23 protein-coding genes and 1 other RNA gene are annotated in these 21,745 nt (G+C 52.0%); 9 read left to right on the top strand and 15 right to left on the bottom strand.

The window, feature by feature from the left end; translation table 11 throughout:
- Positions 1-50: 50 nt before the first annotated feature.
- The gene (locus POTG_RS00355) at positions 51-1,451 is read right to left on the bottom strand and encodes an ammonium transporter (protein WP_009222795.1); all 1,401 of its coding nucleotides are present in this window, start codon (positions 1,449-1,451) and stop codon (positions 51-53) included.
- A gap of 291 nt (positions 1,452-1,742) precedes the next feature.
- Between POTG_RS00355 and POTG_RS00350 the strand changes: the two genes are divergently transcribed.
- Both POTG_RS00350 and POTG_RS00345 read left to right on the top strand, forming a co-directional pair.
- Entirely contained in the window at positions 1,743-2,168 is a 426-nt protein-coding gene (locus POTG_RS00350) for a MerR family transcriptional regulator (protein WP_198136143.1), read from the top strand.
- 63 nt (positions 2,169-2,231) lie between these two features.
- Positions 2,232-2,912, top strand: a complete 681-nt coding sequence (locus POTG_RS00345; RefSeq protein WP_009222793.1) for a zinc metallopeptidase — start codon at positions 2,232-2,234, stop codon at positions 2,910-2,912.
- Between the two features lie 107 nt (positions 2,913-3,019).
- On the opposite strand, the gene POTG_RS00340 is transcribed toward POTG_RS00345, so the two are convergent.
- Positions 3,020-3,937: a LysR family transcriptional regulator gene (locus tag POTG_RS00340; protein ID WP_009222792.1), complete on the bottom strand. Its 918-nt coding sequence runs from the start codon at positions 3,935-3,937 to the stop codon at positions 3,020-3,022.
- A gap of 96 nt (positions 3,938-4,033) precedes the next feature.
- Positions 4,034-4,648 carry a rhomboid family intramembrane serine protease gene (locus tag POTG_RS00335; RefSeq protein ID WP_009222791.1) on the bottom strand — a complete coding sequence of 205 codons (615 nt, stop codon included), beginning with the start codon at positions 4,646-4,648 and terminating at the stop codon, positions 4,034-4,036.
- Positions 4,649-4,753: 105 nt separating this feature from the next.
- Between POTG_RS00335 and tpx the strand changes: the two genes are divergently transcribed.
- Entirely contained in the window at positions 4,754-5,275 is a 522-nt protein-coding gene (gene tpx / locus POTG_RS00330) for a thiol peroxidase (protein WP_009222790.1), read from the top strand.
- Between the two features lie 79 nt (positions 5,276-5,354).
- Here tpx and POTG_RS00325 read toward each other — a convergent pair whose 3' ends face one another.
- The 3 genes from POTG_RS00325 to POTG_RS00320 all read right to left on the bottom strand — a co-directional run bounded on the left by POTG_RS00325 (position 5,355) and on the right by POTG_RS00320 (position 7,002).
- Positions 5,355-5,753 (bottom strand): DUF1499 domain-containing protein, encoded by a 399-nt coding sequence (locus tag POTG_RS00325; protein WP_009222789.1) that lies wholly within the window; start codon positions 5,751-5,753, stop codon positions 5,355-5,357.
- 178 nt (positions 5,754-5,931) lie between these two features.
- A non-coding RNA gene (ssrS, locus tag POTG_RS22910) (6S RNA) lies at positions 5,932-6,121 on the bottom strand.
- A 74-nt stretch (positions 6,122-6,195) separates the two neighbouring features.
- A complete protein-coding gene (locus tag POTG_RS00320; protein WP_009222788.1) occupies positions 6,196-7,002 on the bottom strand; it encodes a YesL family protein in 807 nt (268 codons plus the stop codon).
- A 186-nt stretch (positions 7,003-7,188) separates the two neighbouring features.
- Here POTG_RS00320 and POTG_RS22905 point away from each other — a divergent pair, with 186 nt between their 5' ends.
- Positions 7,189-7,290 carry a hypothetical protein gene (locus POTG_RS22905; RefSeq protein ID WP_009222787.1) on the top strand — a complete coding sequence of 34 codons (102 nt, stop codon included), beginning with the start codon at positions 7,189-7,191 and terminating at the stop codon, positions 7,288-7,290.
- A gap of 77 nt (positions 7,291-7,367) precedes the next feature.
- Here the strand turns inward: POTG_RS22905 and POTG_RS00315 are convergent, their stop codons facing one another.
- Entirely contained in the window at positions 7,368-8,924 is a 1,557-nt protein-coding gene (locus POTG_RS00315; RefSeq protein WP_009222786.1) for a DEAD/DEAH box helicase, read from the bottom strand.
- Positions 8,925-9,211: 287 nt separating this feature from the next.
- On the opposite strand from POTG_RS00315, the gene POTG_RS00310 reads away from it, so the two are divergent.
- The 4 genes from POTG_RS00310 (at position 9,212) to POTG_RS00295 (ending at position 13,256) form a co-directional block, all read left to right on the top strand.
- Positions 9,212-10,039: a YitT family protein gene (locus POTG_RS00310; protein WP_036643866.1), complete on the top strand. Its 828-nt coding sequence runs from the start codon at positions 9,212-9,214 to the stop codon at positions 10,037-10,039.
- Positions 10,040-10,210: 171 nt separating this feature from the next.
- A complete protein-coding gene (locus tag POTG_RS00305; protein WP_009222784.1) occupies positions 10,211-10,411 on the top strand; it encodes a hypothetical protein in 201 nt (66 codons plus the stop codon).
- 179 nt (positions 10,412-10,590) lie between these two features.
- Positions 10,591-11,784 (top strand): putative glycoside hydrolase, encoded by a 1,194-nt coding sequence (locus POTG_RS00300; RefSeq protein WP_009222783.1) that lies wholly within the window; start codon positions 10,591-10,593, stop codon positions 11,782-11,784.
- Between the two features lie 98 nt (positions 11,785-11,882).
- The gene (locus POTG_RS00295) at positions 11,883-13,256 is read left to right on the top strand and encodes an MATE family efflux transporter (protein ID WP_009222782.1); all 1,374 of its coding nucleotides are present in this window, start codon (positions 11,883-11,885) and stop codon (positions 13,254-13,256) included.
- A gap of 45 nt (positions 13,257-13,301) precedes the next feature.
- Here POTG_RS00295 and POTG_RS00290 read toward each other — a convergent pair whose 3' ends face one another.
- The 8 genes from POTG_RS00290 to POTG_RS00255 all read right to left on the bottom strand — a co-directional run bounded on the left by POTG_RS00290 (position 13,302) and on the right by POTG_RS00255 (position 20,403).
- A complete protein-coding gene (locus tag POTG_RS00290) occupies positions 13,302-13,514 on the bottom strand; it encodes a DUF3906 family protein (protein ID WP_036643682.1) in 213 nt (70 codons plus the stop codon).
- 126 nt (positions 13,515-13,640) lie between these two features.
- Positions 13,641-14,660: an ABC transporter substrate-binding protein gene (locus tag POTG_RS00285; protein ID WP_009222780.1), complete on the bottom strand. Its 1,020-nt coding sequence runs from the start codon at positions 14,658-14,660 to the stop codon at positions 13,641-13,643.
- A 33-nt stretch (positions 14,661-14,693) separates the two neighbouring features.
- Positions 14,694-16,040: an LLM class flavin-dependent oxidoreductase gene (locus POTG_RS00280; RefSeq protein ID WP_009222779.1), complete on the bottom strand. Its 1,347-nt coding sequence runs from the start codon at positions 16,038-16,040 to the stop codon at positions 14,694-14,696.
- A gap of 94 nt (positions 16,041-16,134) precedes the next feature.
- Complete coding sequence (locus POTG_RS00275; RefSeq protein ID WP_009222778.1) at positions 16,135-16,959, bottom strand: ABC transporter permease; 825 nt, start codon at positions 16,957-16,959, stop codon at positions 16,135-16,137.
- Between the two features lie 21 nt (positions 16,960-16,980).
- On the bottom strand, positions 16,981-17,790 hold the full coding sequence (locus tag POTG_RS00270; RefSeq protein WP_009222777.1) for an ABC transporter ATP-binding protein: 810 nt from the start codon (positions 17,788-17,790) through the stop codon (positions 16,981-16,983).
- 104 nt (positions 17,791-17,894) lie between these two features.
- A complete protein-coding gene (pfkA, locus tag POTG_RS00265) occupies positions 17,895-18,866 on the bottom strand; it encodes a 6-phosphofructokinase (RefSeq protein WP_009222776.1) in 972 nt (323 codons plus the stop codon).
- A gap of 49 nt (positions 18,867-18,915) precedes the next feature.
- A complete protein-coding gene (locus POTG_RS00260) occupies positions 18,916-19,995 on the bottom strand; it encodes a tetraprenyl-beta-curcumene synthase family protein (RefSeq protein WP_009222775.1) in 1,080 nt (359 codons plus the stop codon).
- Positions 19,996-20,085: 90 nt separating this feature from the next.
- Complete coding sequence (locus tag POTG_RS00255) at positions 20,086-20,403, bottom strand: hypothetical protein (protein ID WP_009222774.1); 318 nt, start codon at positions 20,401-20,403, stop codon at positions 20,086-20,088.
- A 150-nt stretch (positions 20,404-20,553) separates the two neighbouring features.
- Between POTG_RS00255 and POTG_RS00250 the strand changes: the two genes are divergently transcribed.
- Positions 20,554-21,745, top strand: a 1,192-nt coding sequence (locus POTG_RS00250) for an MFS transporter (protein ID WP_083791390.1), incomplete at its 3' end; no start/stop codon positions are given.

Genomic DNA, 21,745 nt, shown 5'->3' with positions numbered 1-21,745 from the left:
CCAACTTCCTTTCTCTTCCGGACGCCTCACGCCAGGATCTCTGTCTTCAATTATTCCGCAGGAATACCAGACGAAGTTGTTTTGTTCAGTATGCTCATTTGCTCCGGATACCCGTAAGTACCATGTTCGCTGATATCCAGACCCATCGTTTCTTCTTCTTCTGTAACGCGAAGCCCCATCGTCCATTTCATAATTCCGAGAATCAGGAACGACAGCACCAGTACGAAAGCGAAAGTCCCGATAACACCCAACACTTGAACCCCTAATTGCCCAAAACCGCCGCCGTAGAACAAGCCTGCTTTACCTACACCTGTAGTTTCAGCCAGCTCCGGCGTTGCGAAGAGACCAGTGGAAACCGCACCCCATACCCCGGCGATCCCGTGTACGGAGAAGGCATAAATCGGATCATCCACACCAGCACGTTCAAACCATCTAGCGGTAAAGAAGGTCAAGATCCCAGCAACCGCACCGATGATAACGGAAGCCCAAGCATCAACGAAAGCACAAGAACCAGTAATCGCTACGAGAGCCGCCAGCACGCCGTTCAGCATGCTTGGAATATCCGACTTGCCCAGAACTGCCCAGGAGATCAGCAATGCAGCAACTGCACCAGCTGCAGCAGCCAGGTTCGTTGTCATCAACACATAACCGAAGAATCCATCACCCAAAGGAGTTAATGCACTACCTGGGTTGAAACCAAACCAGCCAATCCACAGAATGATCACACCGAGTACCGTCAACACTTGGTTATGACCTGGAATGTTGTTCGGTTTACCGTCTTTATTGTATTTACCAAGACGCGGTTTCAGCAGAATCGTTGCTGCAAGCGCCGCTGTAGCACCCGTTAAGTGAACTACCGTCGAACCAGCGTAGTCTTGCATCCCCAAGTTACCAAGCCAGCCGCCGCCCCATACCCAGTGAGCGACAATTGGATAAATCAATACGATAAAGATTGTTCCGAAGATAATGTAGACACTGAGTTTCGCACGTTCTGCCATCCCGCCGCAGGCGATCGCCAGCGATACTGCCGCAAACGCCATTTGGAACAGGAACATCAGATTTAATGGTACGCCGATTTCAGCAAATACGCTGAACGAACCGATATCCCCTTCTCCTCCAAAAAAGAACCCGGTTGTACCTAGGAAGCTGTTGCCGTCGCCAAAAGCGAAGCCAAAACCAATCAGCCACCAAGCAAGAATAGCAATCCCCAAGGTGAGGACGGTTTTACCTGCAACGTGTCCGGCGTTCTTCATCCGAACCGTACCCGCTTCAAGAAGAGCAAAGCCTGCTTGCATGAAGAATACGAGCATGGCTGCGACGAATACGAAAAGCGAGTTCAGGCCCAGCTCCAGAACCGGAGCGGTAACCTCTCCCTCCGCTGCGAACGCCGAGACCGGAAACGCAAACGATGCAAGAAAAATGAGTACCCCGTAAAGCCACTTCTTCTTCATTTTGAACACTCCCCCAATGTTAAGTTTCCTAACACAAAATGAATTGTTAATGTGATTATAAGAGAAAAATTCAGGGATGACAATACTTTTTTCAAAAAAAATCGCCAAATTGCATGTATTATTACATTGTATGTAAGGTATTTCGATAACACGTCTTATAGTTACTGACAAAAATAAAGTATGACGTTTGACTGTATGCTTGTTGTTAAGTATTATGGGGATAAATAGAATAAATATAGAACTCAATCCTTTGGAATTGTCGGGAGAGGTGATGAACTTGGAGTAAAGAAACTGTACCGGATCGGAGAGTTAGCGAAGGCAGCTGATGTGAGTGAGCGTACGATCGATTATTATACGAAGCTCGGGCTGATCTCCCCGGAGAAGCGAACCCAGACAAATTATCGTTTATACAGTGCTGAAACCTTGATCAGGCTGGAACGTATTAATCAATTGAAACAGGAGAAATATACGTTGGAAGAGATCCGTGAGAAGCTGGACCAGTGGCACCGAGTTTCTCCGGAAGAACAAGTGACGGAGAAGCTAAGCTCATTAGAGCTCCATATGCAGCAGCTGGAACGCGAAGTCAAAGAGCTGGAGCCGCTCATTTCCAGCTTGCAGCCCAACCAGGCCAAACGCGCCTTCGCGAATTTGCTGCCGCAAAGCTTGGCCTGCATGGAAGCCATCCGGCTGTTATTGAATCACGGACCCTTTTCCTAACTTTTACTCCTGAAACAACCTCAGTTACTTCTTTGATAACTAAATCATATGGAGGAATGATTCATGTATTCAGACGTGATGCTGATCCCCATTCTGCTCGCATTTGGGTTGTCCCTGTGGGCGCAGTTTCGGGTCAAAGGCACATTTAACAAATGGGCGAAGGTCCAGAACCTCTATGGCTTAACCGGCCATGATGCCGCAAGACGTATGCTGGATGCGAACGGTCTCTATGATGTCCCGATCGAGCCTGTGCACGGCGCCCTGACGGACCACTACGACCCGATTCACCGCGTGGTCCGCTTGTCAGAGCCGGTGTATTATGAGAGCTCCATCTCTGCGGTAGCCGTCGCTTGCCACGAGGTAGGACACGCAATCCAGCACAAGCAGAAGTACCCGATGCTGGTGCTGCGTCATCGGATGTTCCCGGTGGTGAACTTCGCCTCGGGGGTTGCTCCTTTCTTGCTTCTGGCTGGTTTCCTGTTCGGCGCGCTGAACCTGATCGGTCTGGGGATTATCTTCTTCTCCGCGGCCGTTTTGTTCCAGATCGTGACGCTGCCGGTCGAGTTTAACGCCAGCAACCGGGCCCGCAAGATCATGCTTCAACAAGGCTTTATTTCGCCTAATGAAGCACGCGGAGTTGGCAAAGTATTAAACGCCGCGGCTTTGACTTATGTAGCTGCCGCTTTGATCTCCATTTTGGAGCTGCTGCGTTACATCCTGATTTTCACAAGCAACCGCGAATAACAAGTAAACCAAACAAAGAGGCTGCACGGTACCGAGCCCATGGGCTCGAGATCGTGCAGCCTTTTTTTTCGTCCCCACATCTCGGAGAACGTTCCATGATGATTCAATTACTGCTGCTGGTTTGGCGGCGTATCCACCTGAAGCCCAAAGTATTCCAGCAGGAACATTCGGAACGATTGGGCTACCAGCGGCAGTTTCTCGTCGACCCGATGAATCAGCCCAATGGTGCGGGTGACCTTAGGTTCCGAAATCCGCACACGGATCGGCTGAAGCGTAAAGCTCTGAAACAGCGCCATTTCCGGCAGCAGACTTACGCCCATCCCAGCCGCAACCAGCCCCCGGATCGTATCGGTCTCTTCGCCCTCGAAGGCGATTTTTGGCGTAAACCCTGCCTCCAGGCAGGCATGCCAAACGATTGGCCGCAAGGAATAGCCTTTGCTGAACAAAATAAACTTCTCGTCCTTAAGCTGGCTGAGCTTGATGCTTTGCTCACCAGCCAAAGGATGCCCCGGCGGAAGGATGGCCACCAAATCCTCGGTTAATACCACATTGCCGGTGACTTGATCATGATTTTCCGGAAACGGAGAAATAAAGGCTAAATCCACTTCCCCTGAAACCACATCCCGAATTAACGTAGGATAAGTGCCTTGCCTAAAACGAAACTTCACATTGGGATACAGCTTGCGGAATTCTGCCACTACACTAGGAATCATATGAATACCTAGGCTATTGGGGAAGCCTAAGCGAATTTCCCCTTGCTCCGGATCGAGAAATTCGTGCACCTCGCTCACGGCCCGGTCGAGATCCTTCAGAATCATCTCCACCCGGCTGCAGAATAGCTGGCCCACAGCGGTAAGGTGGAGATTCCTGCCCTTCTGCATAAACAAATTAACGCCAAGCTCCTGCTCGAGCTGGTGAATTTGCCGGCTTACCGCCGATTGGGCGACGTGCAGTTCCTCGGCAGCCTGAGTCACGTGCTCTTTCCTCGCCACTTTTACAAAATACTGCAGTTGTCTCAATTCCACGAATCTGATCGCTCCATTTCGCATGTGCTACGAACATCGAACATCTTCTGATGACATAATACTCTAAATTTAATGTACCATTTACAATCCATTGGTTCAACGCCGTTTTAACAAGCGGACAATGAGTCCATAGATAAAAAAGCCGCCGACAAGCCCGCCAAAATGAGCGGCCAGGTTGATCTTGGGAACCAATACCGAATAGATCACCCCGATAATGAGAAGGCTGTACAGCGTTTTTCGCGAGCTTTCATCCATCAGGTGACGCTGCAGCAAGGCAATGTAGAGAAACGCGCCATACACACCATAGACAGCGCCTGAGGCCCCAACCGAGATATGAGGGACCGAGCTAAACTGGTACACACCCATACTGATGAGGTTTCCGACCAGTCCGCTGCCCAAATAGACCAAGGCATATCGCCACCAGCCGAGCAGACGCTCCAGCGGCGGCGCAAATACCAGGATCGCAAACGAGTTGGAAAACAGGTGATCAAACCCGTTGTGAAGAAACATCGCCGTAAACAACCGCCAGCTTTGTCCGGCAAAGGGCTCGATGTCGCTCATTGCCCCGAACCTTAGCAGGGTGAGCCCGTTCCTCGATCCCCCATTCAGCGTAAGCATGATAAACATCACGATGTTGGCCGCCAGGAGCAAGCAGGTAACGGGATAATATCGCAGGTAACTTCGCCAGTTTTCGTATCGTATGAAAATCATCGGATCCTCCTTACCGTTGTTTTTCCTAATGTTGGACATTTTCTTTTCAAAACGATTATAATTAAATTTGATTGAATAAATCCATCTGACTAGGAGGAAATAAACATGGCCCAAGAACGCGCAAATGTAGCTACATTTAAAGGCAATCCGATCACGCTGATCGGACCGGAACTTAAAGTTGGCGATACGGCTCCGGATTTCCGCTTGAATAAAAACCTGCTGGAAGAAGCCACACTCCAGGACTTCGCCGGCAAAATCAAACTGATCAGCGTGGTTCCTTCGCTGGATACAGGCGTCTGCGACGCGCAAACGCGCCGGTTTAACCAAGAAGCTGCTGGCCTTGGCGATGACGTCGTTGTGCTGACGGTCAGTGCCGACCTGCCTTTTGCCCAAGCCCGCTGGTGCGGCGCCGCTGGCGTGGATCGCGTCATCACGTTGTCGGATTACAAAGACAACTCCTTTGGCAAAGCCTACGGCGTGCTCATCAAAGAGTTCGCGCTCGACATGCGTGCCGTGTTTGTCGTCGATAAAGACAACAAGATCCAATACGTCGAAGTATTGAAGGAAATGACCGAGCATCCGGATTATGAAAAACCGGTGGCTGCCGTTAAAGCGCTGCTTTCTTAATCGAAGGCCCTTCGGCACAAACGAAAAGCGAGTAGGAGAGGAATCTCCCTGCTCGCTTTTTTGTCGTAGTCAAGCGGATTTACTGGTTCGAGGACACTTTATAAGCCGCCAGCTTCTTATCCAGCACAGAGAAAAGTTGAAGAATGTTACGGTAATTTGCGCCGAGATCCCCCATCGATCCACGTGTCGCCGAGTAAATATCAATCGCGCTCCGTACCGGCCCGGTGCCCACGATCGATACGGTAATGTCCATCACGCGTCCGAGGCTGGTCCGTTTCTCCAGCGTAATCTCGCCGACGGACGGCACTTCATGCAGCACCTTATAGCCCGGAATTTTCTTTAAGGTTGAGGAAACTTCCTCCCAGCATTTCTCTTTGGATAATTGATAATATCTTGTTTTGAGTTCGGGCAACTTCGCACGGTCGCTGGTCCCTTCTTGGCTGCGGAAAATGCCGATTAACGTTCGCTTGAATGACAACTGTTCTTCCTCCTTCACGATCCTGCCCCATGTGACTTGGGTATGCGTTTTTCTTAATTTCTAGTTTAACATTCTTGGCAGACAAACAAAAGCGAGGCTGAACATTTTGGCACAAACAAAAAAGCACCTTGTCCCTTCTCAAGCGAAAAGAGTACAAGGTACCATTCTCATGCTTCATCATAGACCCGCCTATGCCGTCCGATTACATTATCTCGAACCTGCACCCGCAGGTGGGTGACCGCAACGACGCTTTTGAAGTCCCCTCATCCGATGGATAGGGCCTTTCAGCGGCGGCGCAATGTAGGTCTCCCGAGATAACTGTCATTGGTTCAAAATAACGGAAACCGAAACGCACATCGCAGGACGTACACCTATTATACGGCTTCATTAAGCAAATGTAAACTCATCTAACAAGGAAGATGATGGCAATTTAAGCCATTTTTCAATCCTTCTCTTTTTCCTCACTCGAAGGAAGTTCAAGCGCCAGGTCCTCGTCGTCTTGCTGGGTGCTACCATTATTCGAAGCGTCTTCGTTTTGGCGCATCCGCTCCACCTTCTCCTGGATCTTGTTATAAGCGATGTAGAAGTTATAAAACGCCACGAAGGCAGTTAAGCTGCCGAACCCGAAGAAGATCAACCAGCCGAAGCGTAAAGTCAGAAAACCAAGCACACCCGCGCAGATCAGCGTGGACAAGGTCCGAAACGGCCGAAGAATCGTAAACAGGATCGCATTCTTGATCAACTGAAGCGCACCCAGATGGTAATGCGCCACCAGCGAGAAGAAGTTAAACAACGACAGGGATAAGATCAACAGGAAGAACAGCATCACCATGCCAATCATCTGCAGGTTGTTCATCTGGTTCATGTAGACTTCATAGTCCACATACATAATCGCGAACAGGATCGTATAGAAAATACCGCCGACCATGCTTTGCTTGTAGTTCTCTTTGTACCCTTTGAAGTAGACTTTGATAATACTCAAGTCGCTTTCCCCCATCACCCATTTCCGAGTCACGGAAAATAAAGCGGCGGTTGCTGGAAACAGTGTAAACGGTGCCAAAACACCCATAACCCAAATCGTCAGCGTCTCCGGCTGAGGCGTCGGTGATTGCAACACCAAGAGCAGCTTCATCGCAAGGACGATCATAAATGGCGATGAGCACAGCAGCCACAGCAGGTTACTGCCGGCAATCCGCATAATCCATTCGGTAATTTTATAAAATCCGCCCATTAAACCTTTGTATTCCAAGTAAAGTTCCCCTCTCAAGCGTTGTATAGTGGATCGCTCTGCCTATATTAACTATACATGATTCGTCCAGCTCGTTCCAGCGCCTAATTTGTACTGCTTTGGGTAAGCGTCTAATCTCAACAGGCCGCTGTGCCATAGTATATACCGTAACTTCAAACCATCAACATCATCAAAGGAGGTTATCACATGTCCGGCGTAGGATATGGCGGTGGATTCTGGACTTCCACGGGTACGATTCTGGTTCTGTTCATTCTGCTCGTAATCGTGAGCCGTACAATTCATCTGTAATGAACAAACAAGAAGAAGACGGAGGTTCCTCCGTCTTCTTTCATTAATAGGATATTCGGACAACCTCCAGGATCCGCTTAATTGTCGAACGAGGAGTTGTCGTCGTATTTCGAAGGTCTGCGGTCTCCGCCGCCCGAGCTGGTACGCGGCTTGCGGTCGGAGGAACGATAGTCACGGCCGTCGCGGTTGTATCCGCCTTTGCCATAACCTCCGCGGCCGCCTTGGGAATCACGCCGGTATCCACCGCCGCGATTGCCGTAACCTGACGGTTTCCGCCCGCTGGAACGGATGTCCGGGTTGCGGCGTTTCACGCGGATCGGTTCTTCCGGTGTCAGCTCGATGCTGACTTTCTCATTCTTGTCACCCGTGATCAGCTTAAACGCAGCCGCCAACAGGTTCACCGAATCGTATTGCTCCAAGAGCTGGATCGCAATGCCCTTGTTCTCGTTCAGTTCACCGTTCTCCACCAGCTCGATCAAGCGTTCCGCAATAATCCGTTGCTTGCCTTCGATCGCTTCAGCAATACTTGGCAGCGGCTTGCGAGCAATCTTATGACGGGTAATCCGTTCGATAAAGCGCAGGTGATCCATTTCGCGCGGCGTCACGAAGGACCACGCTACCCCTTCTTTCCCGGCACGGCCCGTACGGCCGATCCGGTGAACGTAACTTTCCGGATCCTGCGGCAGGTCGAAGTTCACGACATGGGTAACCCCGGAGACGTCCAAACCGCGCGCAGCCACGTCGGTTGCAACGAGAACGTCGATGCTGCCGTCACGGAATTTACGCATGACGTTGTCACGTTGGTTCTGCGACAGGTCCCCGTGCAGGCCGTCGGCGGAATAGCCTTGCTTCTGCAGCGCTTCGGACAATTCATCGACGCGGCGCTTCGTCCGGCCGAACACGATCGCCAGCTCTGGCGACTCCATATCCAGCAACCGGGTCAAAGCATCAAATTTCTGCCGTTCATGAACCTCGATGTACGCTTGATCAATGAGCGGCGCGCTGACCTGTTTCGGAATAACGGACACGTGCTCCGGATTTTTCAGGAACTGCTGAGCCAGCTTCTGGATATTAGCCGGCATAGTTGCGGAGAATAGCATCGTTTGACGATCTTCTGGAACCAGCTTCAGGATCGATTGAATATCGTCCATAAAGCCCATGTCGAGCATTTCGTCAGCTTCGTCCAGAACGACGGTTTTCACATCGTCAAGCTTGATCGTTTTCCGGTTGATGTGGTCAAGCAAACGGCCCGGCGTACCGATAATAATTTGGGGCTTCTTCTTTAATGCGCGAATTTGGCGTACGATGTCTTGTCCGCCGTAGATGGGAAGAGAGCGGGTACCCTTAAAGCGGGACAGCTTGCCGATTTCTTCAGCGACCTGAATGGCCAGCTCCCGAGTTGGGGTCATAACCAGCGCAACGATACGGTCTTCTTCCTTAGGGATCTTGTTGATCAGCGGCAGGCCGAAGGCCGCGGTTTTCCCCGTACCCGTCTGGGCTTGTCCGATTAAATCGCGACCGGACAATGCGATCGGGATGGATTTCGCCTGGATCGGTGTTGCTTCTTCAAATCCAAGTTCCGTAATAGCTTGCAATACTTTAGGCTCTAGGCCGAAATCTGCAAATGTGTTCAATGTATCATACTCCTTCTATATAGTGGACATTCCACCAGCTTAACGGTATTCTTAAGTAGCGTTTAGTCCTGCTTTGCCCACACTCAAAACCTGACCTCGGGGACCTTCAAACGTATATAGGCTGTCCAATCCGCCTGTAAATTTTACATAGTACTAGCTTGGTACTAGCTTGAAAAATGGAAAAGAGTACCTACTCAAGAATATCTCAAACATTATAGCACAAAACATAAATGGAATACCAGCAAGCAGGTTGGGATACTTCCTCTATTTTCGTGAGGTGAACGATGGTGTTAAAGGAAATTCGAAATGCGGTTGTCATTGTACTCGGGGCGGCTTTGATCGCTGCGGGTTTTAATCTGTTCCTTGTACCGCTTCATTTGCTCAGCGGCGGCGTGTCGGGGTTAGCGATGCTGACAGCCTACTTCACTCCACTCGATATTAGCACGATGTATCTGGCTTATAACGTGCCGCTCCTGATCGCCGGATTGTTTCTGCTAGGGAGACGATTTATCGGACTTAGCATCCTGTCGGTTGCCGCCACGACCTGGTTCATCGCCTTGATCCCGTCGCCGGACAAGCTGCTGTCGTCGGATACCCTGCTCTCTGCGGTATTCGGCGGCGTGCTGGTCGGCATCGGCAGCGGGATCTCGTTCCGCGTCGGCGGCTCGTCCGGCGGGTTCGATATCGTGGGTTCGATCGTGACCCGTTTCCGCGATTTCCCCGTCGGCAATGTGATCGTCGGATTAAACGGCTTCGTCATCCTAGCGATGGGGTATCTCGAGGGCAACTGGGATCTGGCTTTGGCTTCCATGGTCTCCATTTATATTACCGGCAAGGTCGTTGACCTGATCCATATCAGCCATATCAAAGTCACGTTGTTCATTATCACCGACAAAACTGAAGCGCTGCTGGAACGACTGCTGACGCTGCCGCGCGGGGTAACGCTGATGAAAACCCAAGGCGCCTTTTCCCATAAGGAAAAAGATATGCTGATGACCGTCACGACCCGTTATGAGCTGGCTGAACTGCGGGAAATCATCAAGCAAACCGATCCCGCTGCCTTCGTCAATATCGTGGAAACGGTCGGGGTCATGGGCTCGTTTCGCCGTCATTAAGTGTTTTCTTGAAAGAAGCGGTCGTTTTCAAACAGCCGCTTCTTTGTTATAATAGTCACAGCGGTTCCTTCACAATTTCAAAGGGTTCAGCTTTACCCCGTATTTCACAGGCTTTTTGCTTTTCCGATTTAGGATTGATTCCGCGGCGAATGATTCTGAAAGGAAAGGGTGATGGATGTGGAAATGGAAACGGTAAGACTGGAACAAATCGTAAAGAAATGGTTTCCGGATATGCTGCCTTTTCTGAACCAAAAGGAACTGAATTCTACGATTCTCCTCCGGGATGGCCTGACCATCTTGGAACCGCAGGATGCGCTGGAGATTATTCAATTCAGCATCTGCGAGCATCAAAACCCGGCGTTGCTTCATTAATATGTAACGCTTCCATGCAGGATGAGTCGTTTCTTCTGCTTATGCAGGGGAAACGACTTTTTGCGCTTTATCGTCTATGAAACTCTGAAACTTTTTACCAATTATGACATTCCTGTTCTCTCTGAGGGCCGCTCTTCCGATATAATTAACAGCGAGTGCAAACAAGGGAGAGATATCATGTGAACATCATCTGGACATTACTACTTCTGGCCTTGGGAACAGGCAGCGGAGCAGCGCCTCAGGAGCAGGCAACGGGGAACGAAGCCATACAGGCGGACACGATGTGGGCATCGGTCGCTCACACTTTTAAGGTAAATCTAGCAGAAGGCCGCCTGGACAATCCGATCAAACCATCGGAACTGAAAGTAAACCCGCAGGTGGATGCCCCTAAAGTGAAAGGCATTTACGTTACAGCTTATAGTGCCGGGGGATCCCGTATGGATCAGCTCGTTGATCTCGTCGACCAAACCGAGCTGAATGCGATGGTCATCGACATTAAGGACGATTTGGGATATATCACGTACAAGACCGATAATCCCGAGCTGAACAAATGGGGGAAACCGCAGCCGTTCATCCGTGACATCGATGCGTTAATGGCCCGATTGCAGAAGCATGATATTTATCCAATTGCCCGGATCGTCGTGTTTAAGGATACGATTTTGGCCAAGAAGCATCCGGAGCTCTCCTTCCGCCATAAGGACGGATCGGTATGGAGCAACGGTAAAGGAGACAGCTTCGTAAATCCTTATAACAAAGAGGTCTGGGATTACAATATCGCAATCGCGAAGGAAGCAGCGGAACTAGGCTTTAAGGAAATCCAATTCGACTACGTGCGTTTCCCGGAAGGCTTCGAGAAGCGCGCAGACAGTCTGAGCTATACGAAAAATGAGATGAGCCGCGTCGACGCCGTCTCCTCGTTCGTCAAATACGCCAAGGAGCAGCTGGAGCCGTTAGGGGTTCGAGTATCCGTTGATATTTTCGGGTACGCCGCATCCGTGCCTTCGGCCGAAGGCATCGGCCAGGATTTTGTGAAGATCTCCGACAACGTGGATGTTATTTCTCCGATGATTTATCCTAGCCATTATACAACCGGTTGGTTTAATGCGAAGGACCCCGACAAAGCACCTTATCAGACCATTAAGGGTGCGGTGCAGGATACACAAACGAAGCTCGCGGAACTAGGCGATAAGCAGCCGATCATTCGTCCGTGGATTCAGGACTTTACCGCCAGCTGGCTGGGAAGCGGTCATTATATCAAATACGGCAAGCATGAAGTGGAAGAACAAATTCGGGCGCTGAAGGAAATGAAGGTGGATGAGTTCCTGCTCTGGAACGCCTCCAACCGTTATACTTCCGGCGTCGATTATGAATAATAAAGCTGCACCGCCGTCAAACCCGGGCCCGCTGCCCGGGTTTGACGGTTGGTTGGGCTTGTACTCAAGTAACTAAATGATCGGAGTTAAGTTGGTTTATGAAACAAACGCATACGCTAAAGCAAAAATACGCTCAATTTTTACGCATATTGGTTCCGATTCTGATCACCCAGGTCACGATGTCGTTGATGACTTTCTTCGATACGATGATGTCCGGCCATGCGAGTCCGGCAGACCTGGCCGGCACAGCGATCGGTTCAAGCCTGTGGATTCCGGTGCAAACCGGACTCAGCGGCATCCTGATGGGCATCACGCCCATCGTTTCTCAGCTGATTGGTGCCGGGGCGAGGGACAAAGTAGGCTATCACGTCATCCAGGCGTTATGGTTATCGGTAGCCGTGAGCCTGGTCGTCCTGCTTGCCGGTGCGCTGTCCGTCTCCCCCGTGCTGAATTCGATGGATCTGGAGCCTAAGGTCCACCATGTTGCTTTCTATTTCCTAGTGGCGATTTCCTCGGGAATCGTACCCTTGTTTGGTTACATCGTGCTGCGGTCGTTTATCGACGCGCTGGGGCAGACCCGGGTATCGATGATGATTACGCTGATCTCGCTTCCGTTAAATGTGGGCGCCGGATACTTGCTTATTTTTGGCCACGGCGGCTTCCCACGTCTTGGCGGCATCGGCTCCGGGATCGCTACGGCTTTTACGTACTGGTGCATTTTTCTCATCGCCTTGTGGATCGTGCATCGGCAAGAACCGTTCGCGGCGTACGGCGTCTTCCGCAAGCTGCATCGCGTCTCACTGGCAAAATGGCGTGAGCTGATGCGTCTCGGCGTCCCGATCGGCTTCGCCATCTTCTTCGAGACGGCGGTCTTCGCCGCTGTGACGCTGCTCATGAGCCGGTTCGATACGGTGACGATCGCCGCCCACCAAGCGGCGAACAATTTCGCCTCAACGCTGTACATGATTCCGCTCAGCATCTGTCTGGCGCTGACGATCCTCGTGGGCTTCGAGACCGGAGCCGCCCGGCTGAAGGATGCCCGGCAATACGCGGCGCTTGGCATCGGCACCGCCGCCGCTATGGCTTTGGCCACCGCCGTCCTGCTGATGCTGTTCCGTCAAGGCGTCGCCCAGCTCTACTCAAGCGAACCCGAGGTCGTATCGCTGATCAAGCACTTTCTGGTGTACGCAATCTTCTTCCAGATGTCCGATGCCATTGCAACGCCAACCCAAGGCGTGCTGCGCGGTTACAAGGACGTCAGTCCCGGCTTCTGGATCTCGCTGCTCGCTTATTGGATCATCGGACTGCCGCTGGGGTTCGTCCTGGCCAACTACACCTCGCAAGGCCCTTACGGATACTGGATTGGTCTCATTACCGGTCTGGCCGTCGCCGCCGTTCTGCTGCTGTATCGCCTGATCGTGATCCAGCGCCGCCTGGCCAGCCGTCAGATTCATCCTGCGGAAGCGCAATAAAAGCAGAGAAGCCCGTGACCTTCATTCGGTCACGGGCTTCTGTCATTAGCGCGGTTCGCCGATAGCCACCACGTACCCGGCCCCGGGCACGATCCGCTTCTTCTCCACAATCGACAGCTCCGTGATTGTGGGAGCGGGCAGCACCTGCCGCTGCAAATGCTCTTCCGCCGCGGCAAACGCCTTCTCCTCCCCTTCGGCAGCAATGATGATCGTAAACGGACCGGCGGAGGTGTCGGCCTCCAAACGATACAGGTACATGTGAGATCCTCCTCTGACCCTTAAGCTCAACTTATTATAGCAAACTTCCCCATATCGTGGAGTTTCATCAACGGGCATCAAGAAGAGGCCGCCCCAACAGGGAACGGCCTCCTTCATCCATATCGGTTACTTGGCATAGGGATTAAATTCGTTGGTATACAGATCCTCCGGTTTCAATTGCCCCTCCTTCAGTTCACCCTCGTTAACCAACCAATCGATCCAGCGCTGGTATTCCTCCGAAGTAATCACTCCTCCTTCCGTAGCAATCCCCGGACTCTTCCAGTATTTCAGATTCAGGGTTGCGTCCTTGCCGTCTCTCTTCTCTACGATGCTTTCCATTCGCTTGATCACTTCTTCCCGCGGTGTGGTGCGTTCCCATTCGATCGCTTTTGCGACGCCTTCAACGAATTGCCTTACCGTGTTCGGGTTATTCTTAATGTACTCCTCGGTAAAAAAGTAATCGCCCGCCGTAAACTCCGTCTGATAAACGTCGATATCCCTGAATAATTCCACGAGGCCGCCCTTTTCCAAAGCCCGGTCTCTGGCCACGCCGCTCAATAGGACGACTTCGATCTGCCCGCTGCGCAAAATTTGCTCCGCATTTCCAGAGGGCACCGTAACCAAGGTGACTTGGCTGATTTCTTTCTCGGTTAATCCGCCTAGACGCAAGTAATCCTTGGTCATAAATTCCAAATGCGCGCCTAACGTGTTCACTCCGACCTTTTTGCCGATAAAATCTTTGGCCGTCCGGATGGAGCTGCTCTCCAGCACATAAGCGCCGATATACGTATCTTTATCGCTGCCGTACGAGCCGACCACGGATTTGATCTTTACGTTCTGGGCCACCGATTTAATGATCGCCCCGTTAAAAGCCAATCCAAAATCGGTCTGCTTCGTCGCCGTTAATTGAATGCTTTCCGGACCACCTGTCGTACTCCCGATCGACTCCAGCTTCACATCCCCCAGATAGCCGAGGTCCTCTGCCAGCTCCGGGAATGACACCGTGCCTGGGGACGAATTGTATTGGAGGACCTTATCTTCTCCTCCGTTCGCCCCGGTCTTGCCCCCAGCGCAACCCGCCAGCAAGGCCCCGGCAACCAGCACCACCGCCAGCAGCGTTATGGATTGTCTCCTTGGTTTATGCATTTACTTACACCGACCTTTATTTTTCGTTTGGATTTAGATCAAAGCGGATGGCGCTTCTTTGCGAGAGGGATAAGCGGGAACAGATAACCCTAGATTGCCGCGTAATGTGGTGCTCTCATATTCCGTGCGGAACAATCCGCGCCGCTGTAGCTCCGGAATGACCAGTTCGACGATATCCCGAAATCCTTCCGGGAACGTAGGCGGCATGATGTTAAAGCCGTCCGCCCCTTCATTCAGGAACCATTCCTCCAGTTGGTCCGCGATCTGTCCCGGCGTGCCCACAATTTCCCGGTGCCCCCGTGCTCCCGCAATATGCTCATACACCTCGCGGATCGTAGTTAACCCTTCACGTTCGGCCAGCGCACGGATCAGATTGGAGCGAATCTGCGGATTCGTCTTGTCCTCTGACGCCGCAAATTCCGGCAGCGGTGCATCCACATCATAGCCCGTCAGATCCGTCCCGATGAAGTTGGATAAATACTCCAAGCCGACTTCAGGCAAAATGTAGCTGTTTAACTCCTTCCGCTTGGCGATCGCTTCCGCTTCCGTCTTCGCCACCGTAATGAACACCCCCGGCATGATCTTCAGATCGTCCGGTTTACGCCCATATTTCGCAAGGCGGCCCTTCACATCCCGATAGAACGTTTGGGCTTCCTCCAGCGTTTGCCATGCGGTGAAGATAACCTCTGCGGTTTTGGCCGCCAGATCTTTTCCCGCCTCCGACGATCCCGCTTGTACGATGACCGGATGCCCCTGCGGCGTCGAAGGTGCGTCAAGCAGCCCCTGAACTTTAAACCACTCGCCTTCAAAATCCAACGGGTGGAGCTTCTCTACGTCCAGGATTCGGCCGCCTTCCTTGTCAAGAACAATCGCTTCCCGTTCGATGGAGAGCCAGAGCTTCTTCACGACTTCCACAAACTCATCCGCCCGTTCATATCTGCGAGCATGCTCGAGATGCTTGAGCTTTCCGAACAGCAGTGATTCCCGCTCATTGGCAGAGGTGACGACATTCCAAGCCGCACGCCCCTTGGATAAGTGATCGATCGCCGCAAATTTGCGTGCCACCTGATAAGGTTCGTTATAGGTCGTCGTCAGCGTCGCGGTGAGGCCAATATGTTTCGTGACGGACGCGAGCGCTGCGAGAATAATCAGCGGATCCAGCTTGAGTGCCGAAGCGGCCTGGTTACCGGAAGGGCGCAAGCCAAGGACATCGGCGAAGAAGATCATATCAAATTTCCCCCGCTCAGCTAACCGCGCCAAATCCTGCAAATACTCGAGGTCGAACGTACGGTGAGCCTCGGTTTGCGGATGTCGCCAGCTCGCCACATGATGCCCTGGCAAATTAAAGAAAGCTCCCAATTTCATTTGCTTGTTTGACATCGTTCACCACTCCTAGTTTTCCAATTTGTTTAGTCATATTTCGACTACAAGAAAAACGTCGATTGACGTTATTCCAAACCCTAAATCTCGCCAATTAACTGTTCGTCTGCGTATTCCATTTCGATAACTTGTGCTCCAAACTCACTAAACCGTAGTTAATGATCAGACCAAGCAAGGAGATGGCGAGAATCCCCGCATACATTTTAGGAATTTCGAAATTGTACTGCGAATACGTGATCAGATACCCAAGCCCTTCCTTCGCCCCGACCATCTCGGCGGCAATTAATACGAGAATCGCCCCCGTCCCCGCCATGCGGATACCGGTAAAAATCGTTGGCACGGAGGCCGGTAAAATCACCTTCAAAAACAGCTTGGAAGAGGATAACTTCATTGACTTGGCGGACTTGATGAGCAAGGGGTCAACGTTACCAACGGCCGCGATCGTATTCAGAAGGATCGGCCAGGCGCAAGCGAAAAGGACAATCGCGATTTTGGAAGTCTCCCCGATGCCGAGCAGCAGCATAAACACCGGAAGCAAGGCCAGCGCCGCGGTATTCCGGAACAGTTCAAGAATGGGATTCAGCAGTTCTCGGGCTACCGGATACCAGCCGATGATTAGTCCTAGCGGAATGGCCACAATCAGTGCTAACAGAAATCCGGACAGCGAACGGACAATACTCGCCGAAAAGTGTTGGAGCAATTCTCCCGAAGTAATCAAGTGAACCAGCGATCGGATCACATCAGTGAATGGCGGCAAAAATGCCGGATCCACCAGCCCCAACCGGGGTGCTGCTTCCCATAACAGAAACAAACCAATCAGAACAATCGATTGCCGTACCAATTTGCGCAGACCTGCAACAAGAGCCACTTTTATATTCCTTGCCGGCAGGCTTGCAGGGACGGACTTTGCGGTTTCCATTCGTACCCACTCCTTTTTCGTTTAGATATAAGCTCCTTGATACACCGGCTCGTGAAGCAAATTCCAGACTTCATGACGGATCTTTACGAAATCGGGATGAGAGCGAACATCCGCATCGTCGAGTCTCGATTTGAGCGGTACATCAACGATATGTCTTACCGTACCCGGGCCCGGTGTGAGAACGACAACGCGTTCCCCCAGATAAACGGCCTCATCAATCCCATGGGTGATAAAAATAATCGTCTTTTTCGTTTGCTCCCAGATTCTCAGCAATTCCCCCTGCAAAGATTCCCGCGTCTGAGCATCCAATGCTGCAAACGGTTCATCCATAAGCAGCACATCCGGGTTAAACGCGAGGCTGCGAGCGATGGCGACACGTTGCTTCATCCCGCCGGACAGCTCATGCGGATATCGGTCGCCGAAGGAAGCAAGCCCGACAAGGAAGAGGAAATGATCGGCTTGTTCCTTCCGTTCCTGCTTGGGTACCCCTTTGGCCTCCAATCCAAACTCGATGTTGCCCCGGGCCGTCTTCCAAGGAAATAAGGCATATTGCTGAAACACGATGCCGCGATCTAAGCCGGGACCTGTAATTTCCTCGCCGTCCATCAGAATTCTCCCGCGGGTCGGAGCGGACAACCCGCTGATCATATCCAGCAGCGTAGATTTTCCGCAACCGCTTGGCCCGACTAGCGTTAGAAATTCCCCTTCCCTGACGGTGAAGTTCAAATCTTTGACCGCCGTAAACAGTTGAGCTGCCCCGCTTTTTTTAGGGTCACGGACGGTGAAAGTTTTCGTCACGTTCTCGAACCTGATTTTTGCGTTGTCTGACATCCCATCTACCTCCCCACAGTTTTTTGGAACAAAAAAAGAGCCAGGTTATAAACCTGACTCCCCTTAGTCAATTAGGCCTAACTCTGAGCAATCCGTGCGGATGCTTACTGCGACAACCGCGACGCCAGCTCGTACAGTTCCATGTTAAACGGCTTCTTCGTGCTGACAACCTTCTCGATGTCGGTCAATACCATTTCGCCGCCGATCACGCCGCAGGCTTTGTTCGATTCGCCGGCAATGAGGCTGCGCACGGCGAAGTCACCGAGACGGCTGGCCAGGTTACGGTCAAACGGCGTTGGCGATCCGCCGCGTTGAATGTGACCAAGAACCGTCGCGCGCGGTTCAACGGAAGGTTGGCGCTGCTTGATCGCCTGCACAACGTCCTCGCCGCTGCCAACGCCTTCGGCTACGATCACGATGCTGTGGCGTTTCCCTTTTTCAAAGTTTTGCTTCATGCGGTCCGCTACTTCGTCCAGGTCAAACGGTACTTCCGGTACAAGGATCGTCTCCGCCCCCGCAGCCAAACCGGCATGCAGCGCGATATCGCCGCAATGACGGCCCATAACCTCAACGACGGAAGCCCGTTCGTGAGAGGACATCGTGTCGCGCAGCTTGTTGACCGCGTCCACGACGATGCTTACTGCGGTATCAAAACCGATGGTGTAGTCCGTAAAGGAGATGTCATTGTCGATCGTCCCCGGCAGTCCCATCGTCTTAATGCCCAGCTTGCTCAGCTTCTCTGCCCCTTGATAGGAGCCGTCGCCGCCGATGACGACAAGGCCGTCGATGCCGTGCTCACGCAAAATTTCCGCGCCGCGTTGTTGGCCTTCCGGTGTCTTGAACTCCAGGCAGCGTGCAGATTGAAGAATTGTCCCCCCGCGTTGAATGATATCGCCAACGCTGCGGATGTCCATTTGGAAAATGTCATTATTCAGCAAGCCTTGATAGCCGCGTTGAATCCCGTACACTTCCAGGCCGTAGTACAACCCGCTCCGGACAACGGCGCGTACAGCTGCGTTCATCCCCTGGGAGTCTCCTCCGCTGGTAAGCACTGCGATTTTTTTAACTGCTGACATGATAATTCCTCCTAATTCAGTTGTAAGTAAGTTAACAATGCACTAAATCTTAAAGATGCTTGCGAATCCACAGGCTGTTAGCGAAAAAGAACAACCGCATCAGCGGGCTCCGGCGCATCAACCGTTTGGATACCTCGCGGATTTCGTCCTGCTGGCTGACCTTCGGATCAGATAAATACAAGGCCAGCAGGCCTTCAATGATCATTTTATGAAACGAGGAAGCCGGCAGCTTCCGGATATCCTGCCGCGCTCCCTCGACGATCAATGTGATTCGGCTCAACATCGTTTCCTTGCTATCGTAGTAACTGCAAAAGTTCAAGTCCCCACCAAGCTCATCCTCCGCTTGGTCAATCAAGTAGTCCAGCAGGATATGCAGCCCGCAGACATGCGGAAAATAAGCCGCGTGGATCGTTTGTGCGCTTCGTTCATCCAGCCCTTTGTGGCTAGACGCCAGGAACAACATAAACACCCCAAGGGTGGAGCCTGTCGCTGCCGCGAACTCATTCCATCGCAAATGCGGGGCACGGTGTTCGTGCTCAGCCCACCAGCTCAGCAGCTTCGCTTCGCGTTCCTGCGGATCGATGTGCTTGTACACCTGCAGGTCGGTATAAAGTCCTACAAGATCAACGATGTACGGCATGGCAGCCAGGTAACCCTGCAGCTCGGCAATTTGCGTCTGACAAGTCTTCACCAGCCGGTGCAAATAACCTCCATCGTCCTGCTCCTCGCGAAGGGCGTAGTAATTTCGCAGCTGTGCCGCTGGATTCACCGCGTCGAGCATGCTCTGGTGCAACAGCCGGAAATCCTCAGGATCCTTGGAGGTGCTTCGGTCGCATAAATTGTCCAAATAATCGCTGATCGTTTGAAACGCAACGATAAGCGGAATCAAGACGTGACGCATCGGTAAATTGGCGGCCGCATACACGGCACCGCCCTGGCAATGGAACTTCTTCGTCGCGATGCTGGCCAAAGCCTGTCGCCTTAGCTCAGGATCGGGAATCGCATCGGCATCCTTCCGCCAACGCTCCAACTCCTTATGGACATCCGGCAAAATAAATTTATAAACCCGACTCATCAGCCGGATCGGCTCCTTCGGGAATTGGTTTCGGCTTTGCTCAAGTTCTATCAATGGCTTGCCTCCACTGCGTTGTTAATACGGCCTGTCTGAAAACCATTCTATATTATAATATGATCCAACTTTAAGCACAAATAAACAAAATCACATATGTCTTTTGGCCGAGGGCTCTTCCTGGACCGTACGGTACCAAATCAGCAAATCGTTGATCCGGCTGGCCAGCTCGGCAATCTCCCCATTCAGACGGCAGCTGCGCTCAAAGTCGGTCTCCTCGTTCATTTCGTTCAGCATGTGCTCAATGGACTGTTCCAGCACCATCACTTTCGTTGGAATTCGGCCGCGGACTTCCTCCCAGTAGGCGATCATCGCCAGCCGTTCATCCAGCTCATATTCGTCAAAAGGGCGCTCCAGCATCGGCACATGGATATCCAGCCGCTCATCGTATACAAATCCTTCGATCATGGCGTTTCGCCTCCTTCTTAAGATTTAGTATAAAGGATTTTCGTTAATGAAAAGGAATTTTTATTGCCGCCGAACCTCTGGATTTCTGGTATACTTGCTAGCATAACGCAAAAAAATGATGTGACTGCAGAAACGGAGTACGTAAACCCCATGAATCGGAAAACCACGGCCCGCATGGATATCGCATGGCTGCGCGCCTTTACCTTTACAATATACGGAACAAGTGTCCTTGTTTCCTCCTACTTCCCGCTGTTTTACGCCCAGCTGGGATTTTCGACCAGCCAGATCGGCTTGCTGTACGCGCTGGGACCCATGATCTCCGTCGTCTCCAATTTGCTATGGAGTCTGGCCAGCGACCGTTATCAAACGATTAAGAAAGTCCTGCTCATCCTGTTGATCGGGCAAATTGCGCTGACGTTTCTTTTATCGGCGTCGACCTCGTTTTCTCTCATCATGGCGGTTATTACGTTGTTTTACTTTTTCTTCTATCCGGTCTTTCCGCTGTCGGATACAATCTCGATCACAACCGCCAAGCAGCATGGCATCCATTTCATCTCCATCCGGCTGTTTGGCTCGTTTGGATATGCTTTCTTTGCCTTGCTTATCGGTTACGTGCTCGCCCGGATCGGCTCCTCCAATACGATGTGGGTGTCGATTGCTATCGCCGGACTTGCACTCGGGTTCATCCTGTTCGTCAAGGACCAGCCAACAACCGTGGCGAAGATGGACCTGTCGGGCATATGGGGCATTCTGCGGCAAAAAGAGCTGCTATGGTTCTTTGGCTGCGTCTTCTGTCTGGCGATCGGCATGCGGATGAACGAAGCGTTTATCTCGATCAGCCTGAAGGAGCTGGGGGCTAACGAGAATCTGATCGGCTGGGCGATGCTGGCCTCGTCGCTGTCAGAAATCCCCGTATTCATCTACCTCAGCTTCCATGGGGAAAAATATAAAGAGCTGCCGCTCCTGCTGCTAGCCAGCCTGCTGTTCGCCGTCCGGTTCCTGCTGATGGGGCTGACGGGGTCGCCATACGGCATCCTCGCGATCCAGGCGATGCACGGCGTGACGTTTGGCATCTTCTATGTCACGGCTATCCGCATGCTCACCCGGCTGATCCCCGACGAATTTCGGGCAACGGGCATGGCCTTGTACACCATCGTCTGGTCGAGCCTCGCCGGACTGCTCAGCGGAACCTTCGGCGGCGTGATGTTTGAGCAGTTCGGCCGACAGCCGTTCTACCTGACGGCGATGGGCGCGGCGCTGGTCGCGTGCGTCGGGTTCGCCAGCCGTTATTTTCAGAAGGGGCCGGGAGAGAACACCCCCTCGAAATTCGAGCATAAAGCCT

The sequence above is a fragment of the Paenibacillus sp. oral taxon 786 str. D14 genome, from assembly GCF_000159955.1.
In the GTDB taxonomy this organism is placed as follows: domain Bacteria; phylum Bacillota; class Bacilli; order Paenibacillales; family Paenibacillaceae; genus Fontibacillus; species Fontibacillus phoenicis.
Note: the sequence above shows the minus strand (reverse complement) of the source record. Positions and strands in the feature narration are given on the sequence as shown.

What these genes read in the sequence shown, in the direction of transcription:
- POTG_RS00355 (WP_009222795.1), bottom strand. Translation starts at nt 1,451, where the DNA reads ATGAAGAAGAAGTGGCTTTACGGGGTACTCATTTTTCTTGCATCGTTT.
- POTG_RS00345 (WP_009222793.1), top strand. Translation starts at nt 2,232, where the DNA reads ATGTATTCAGACGTGATGCTGATCCCCATTCTGCTCGCATTTGGGTTG.
- POTG_RS00335 (WP_009222791.1), bottom strand. Translation starts at nt 4,648, where the DNA reads ATGATTTTCATACGATACGAAAACTGGCGAAGTTACCTGCGATATTAT.
- tpx (WP_009222790.1), top strand. Translation starts at nt 4,754, where the DNA reads ATGGCCCAAGAACGCGCAAATGTAGCTACATTTAAAGGCAATCCGATC.
- POTG_RS22905 (WP_009222787.1), top strand. Translation starts at nt 7,189, where the DNA reads ATGTCCGGCGTAGGATATGGCGGTGGATTCTGGACTTCCACGGGTACG.
- POTG_RS00305 (WP_009222784.1), top strand. Translation starts at nt 10,211, where the DNA reads ATGGATGTGGAAATGGAAACGGTAAGACTGGAACAAATCGTAAAGAAA.
- POTG_RS00295 (WP_009222782.1), top strand. Translation starts at nt 11,883, where the DNA reads ATGAAACAAACGCATACGCTAAAGCAAAAATACGCTCAATTTTTACGC.
- POTG_RS00290 (WP_036643682.1), bottom strand. Translation starts at nt 13,514, where the DNA reads ATGTACCTGTATCGTTTGGAGGCCGACACCTCCGCCGGTCCGTTTACG.
- POTG_RS00285 (WP_009222780.1), bottom strand. Translation starts at nt 14,660, where the DNA reads ATGCATAAACCAAGGAGACAATCCATAACGCTGCTGGCGGTGGTGCTG.
- POTG_RS00280 (WP_009222779.1), bottom strand. Translation starts at nt 16,040, where the DNA reads ATGTCAAACAAGCAAATGAAATTGGGAGCTTTCTTTAATTTGCCAGGG.
- POTG_RS00275 (WP_009222778.1), bottom strand. Translation starts at nt 16,959, where the DNA reads ATGGAAACCGCAAAGTCCGTCCCTGCAAGCCTGCCGGCAAGGAATATA.
- POTG_RS00270 (WP_009222777.1), bottom strand. Translation starts at nt 17,790, where the DNA reads ATGTCAGACAACGCAAAAATCAGGTTCGAGAACGTGACGAAAACTTTC.
- pfkA (WP_009222776.1), bottom strand. Translation starts at nt 18,866, where the DNA reads ATGTCAGCAGTTAAAAAAATCGCAGTGCTTACCAGCGGAGGAGACTCC.
- POTG_RS00255 (WP_009222774.1), bottom strand. Translation starts at nt 20,403, where the DNA reads ATGATCGAAGGATTTGTATACGATGAGCGGCTGGATATCCATGTGCCG.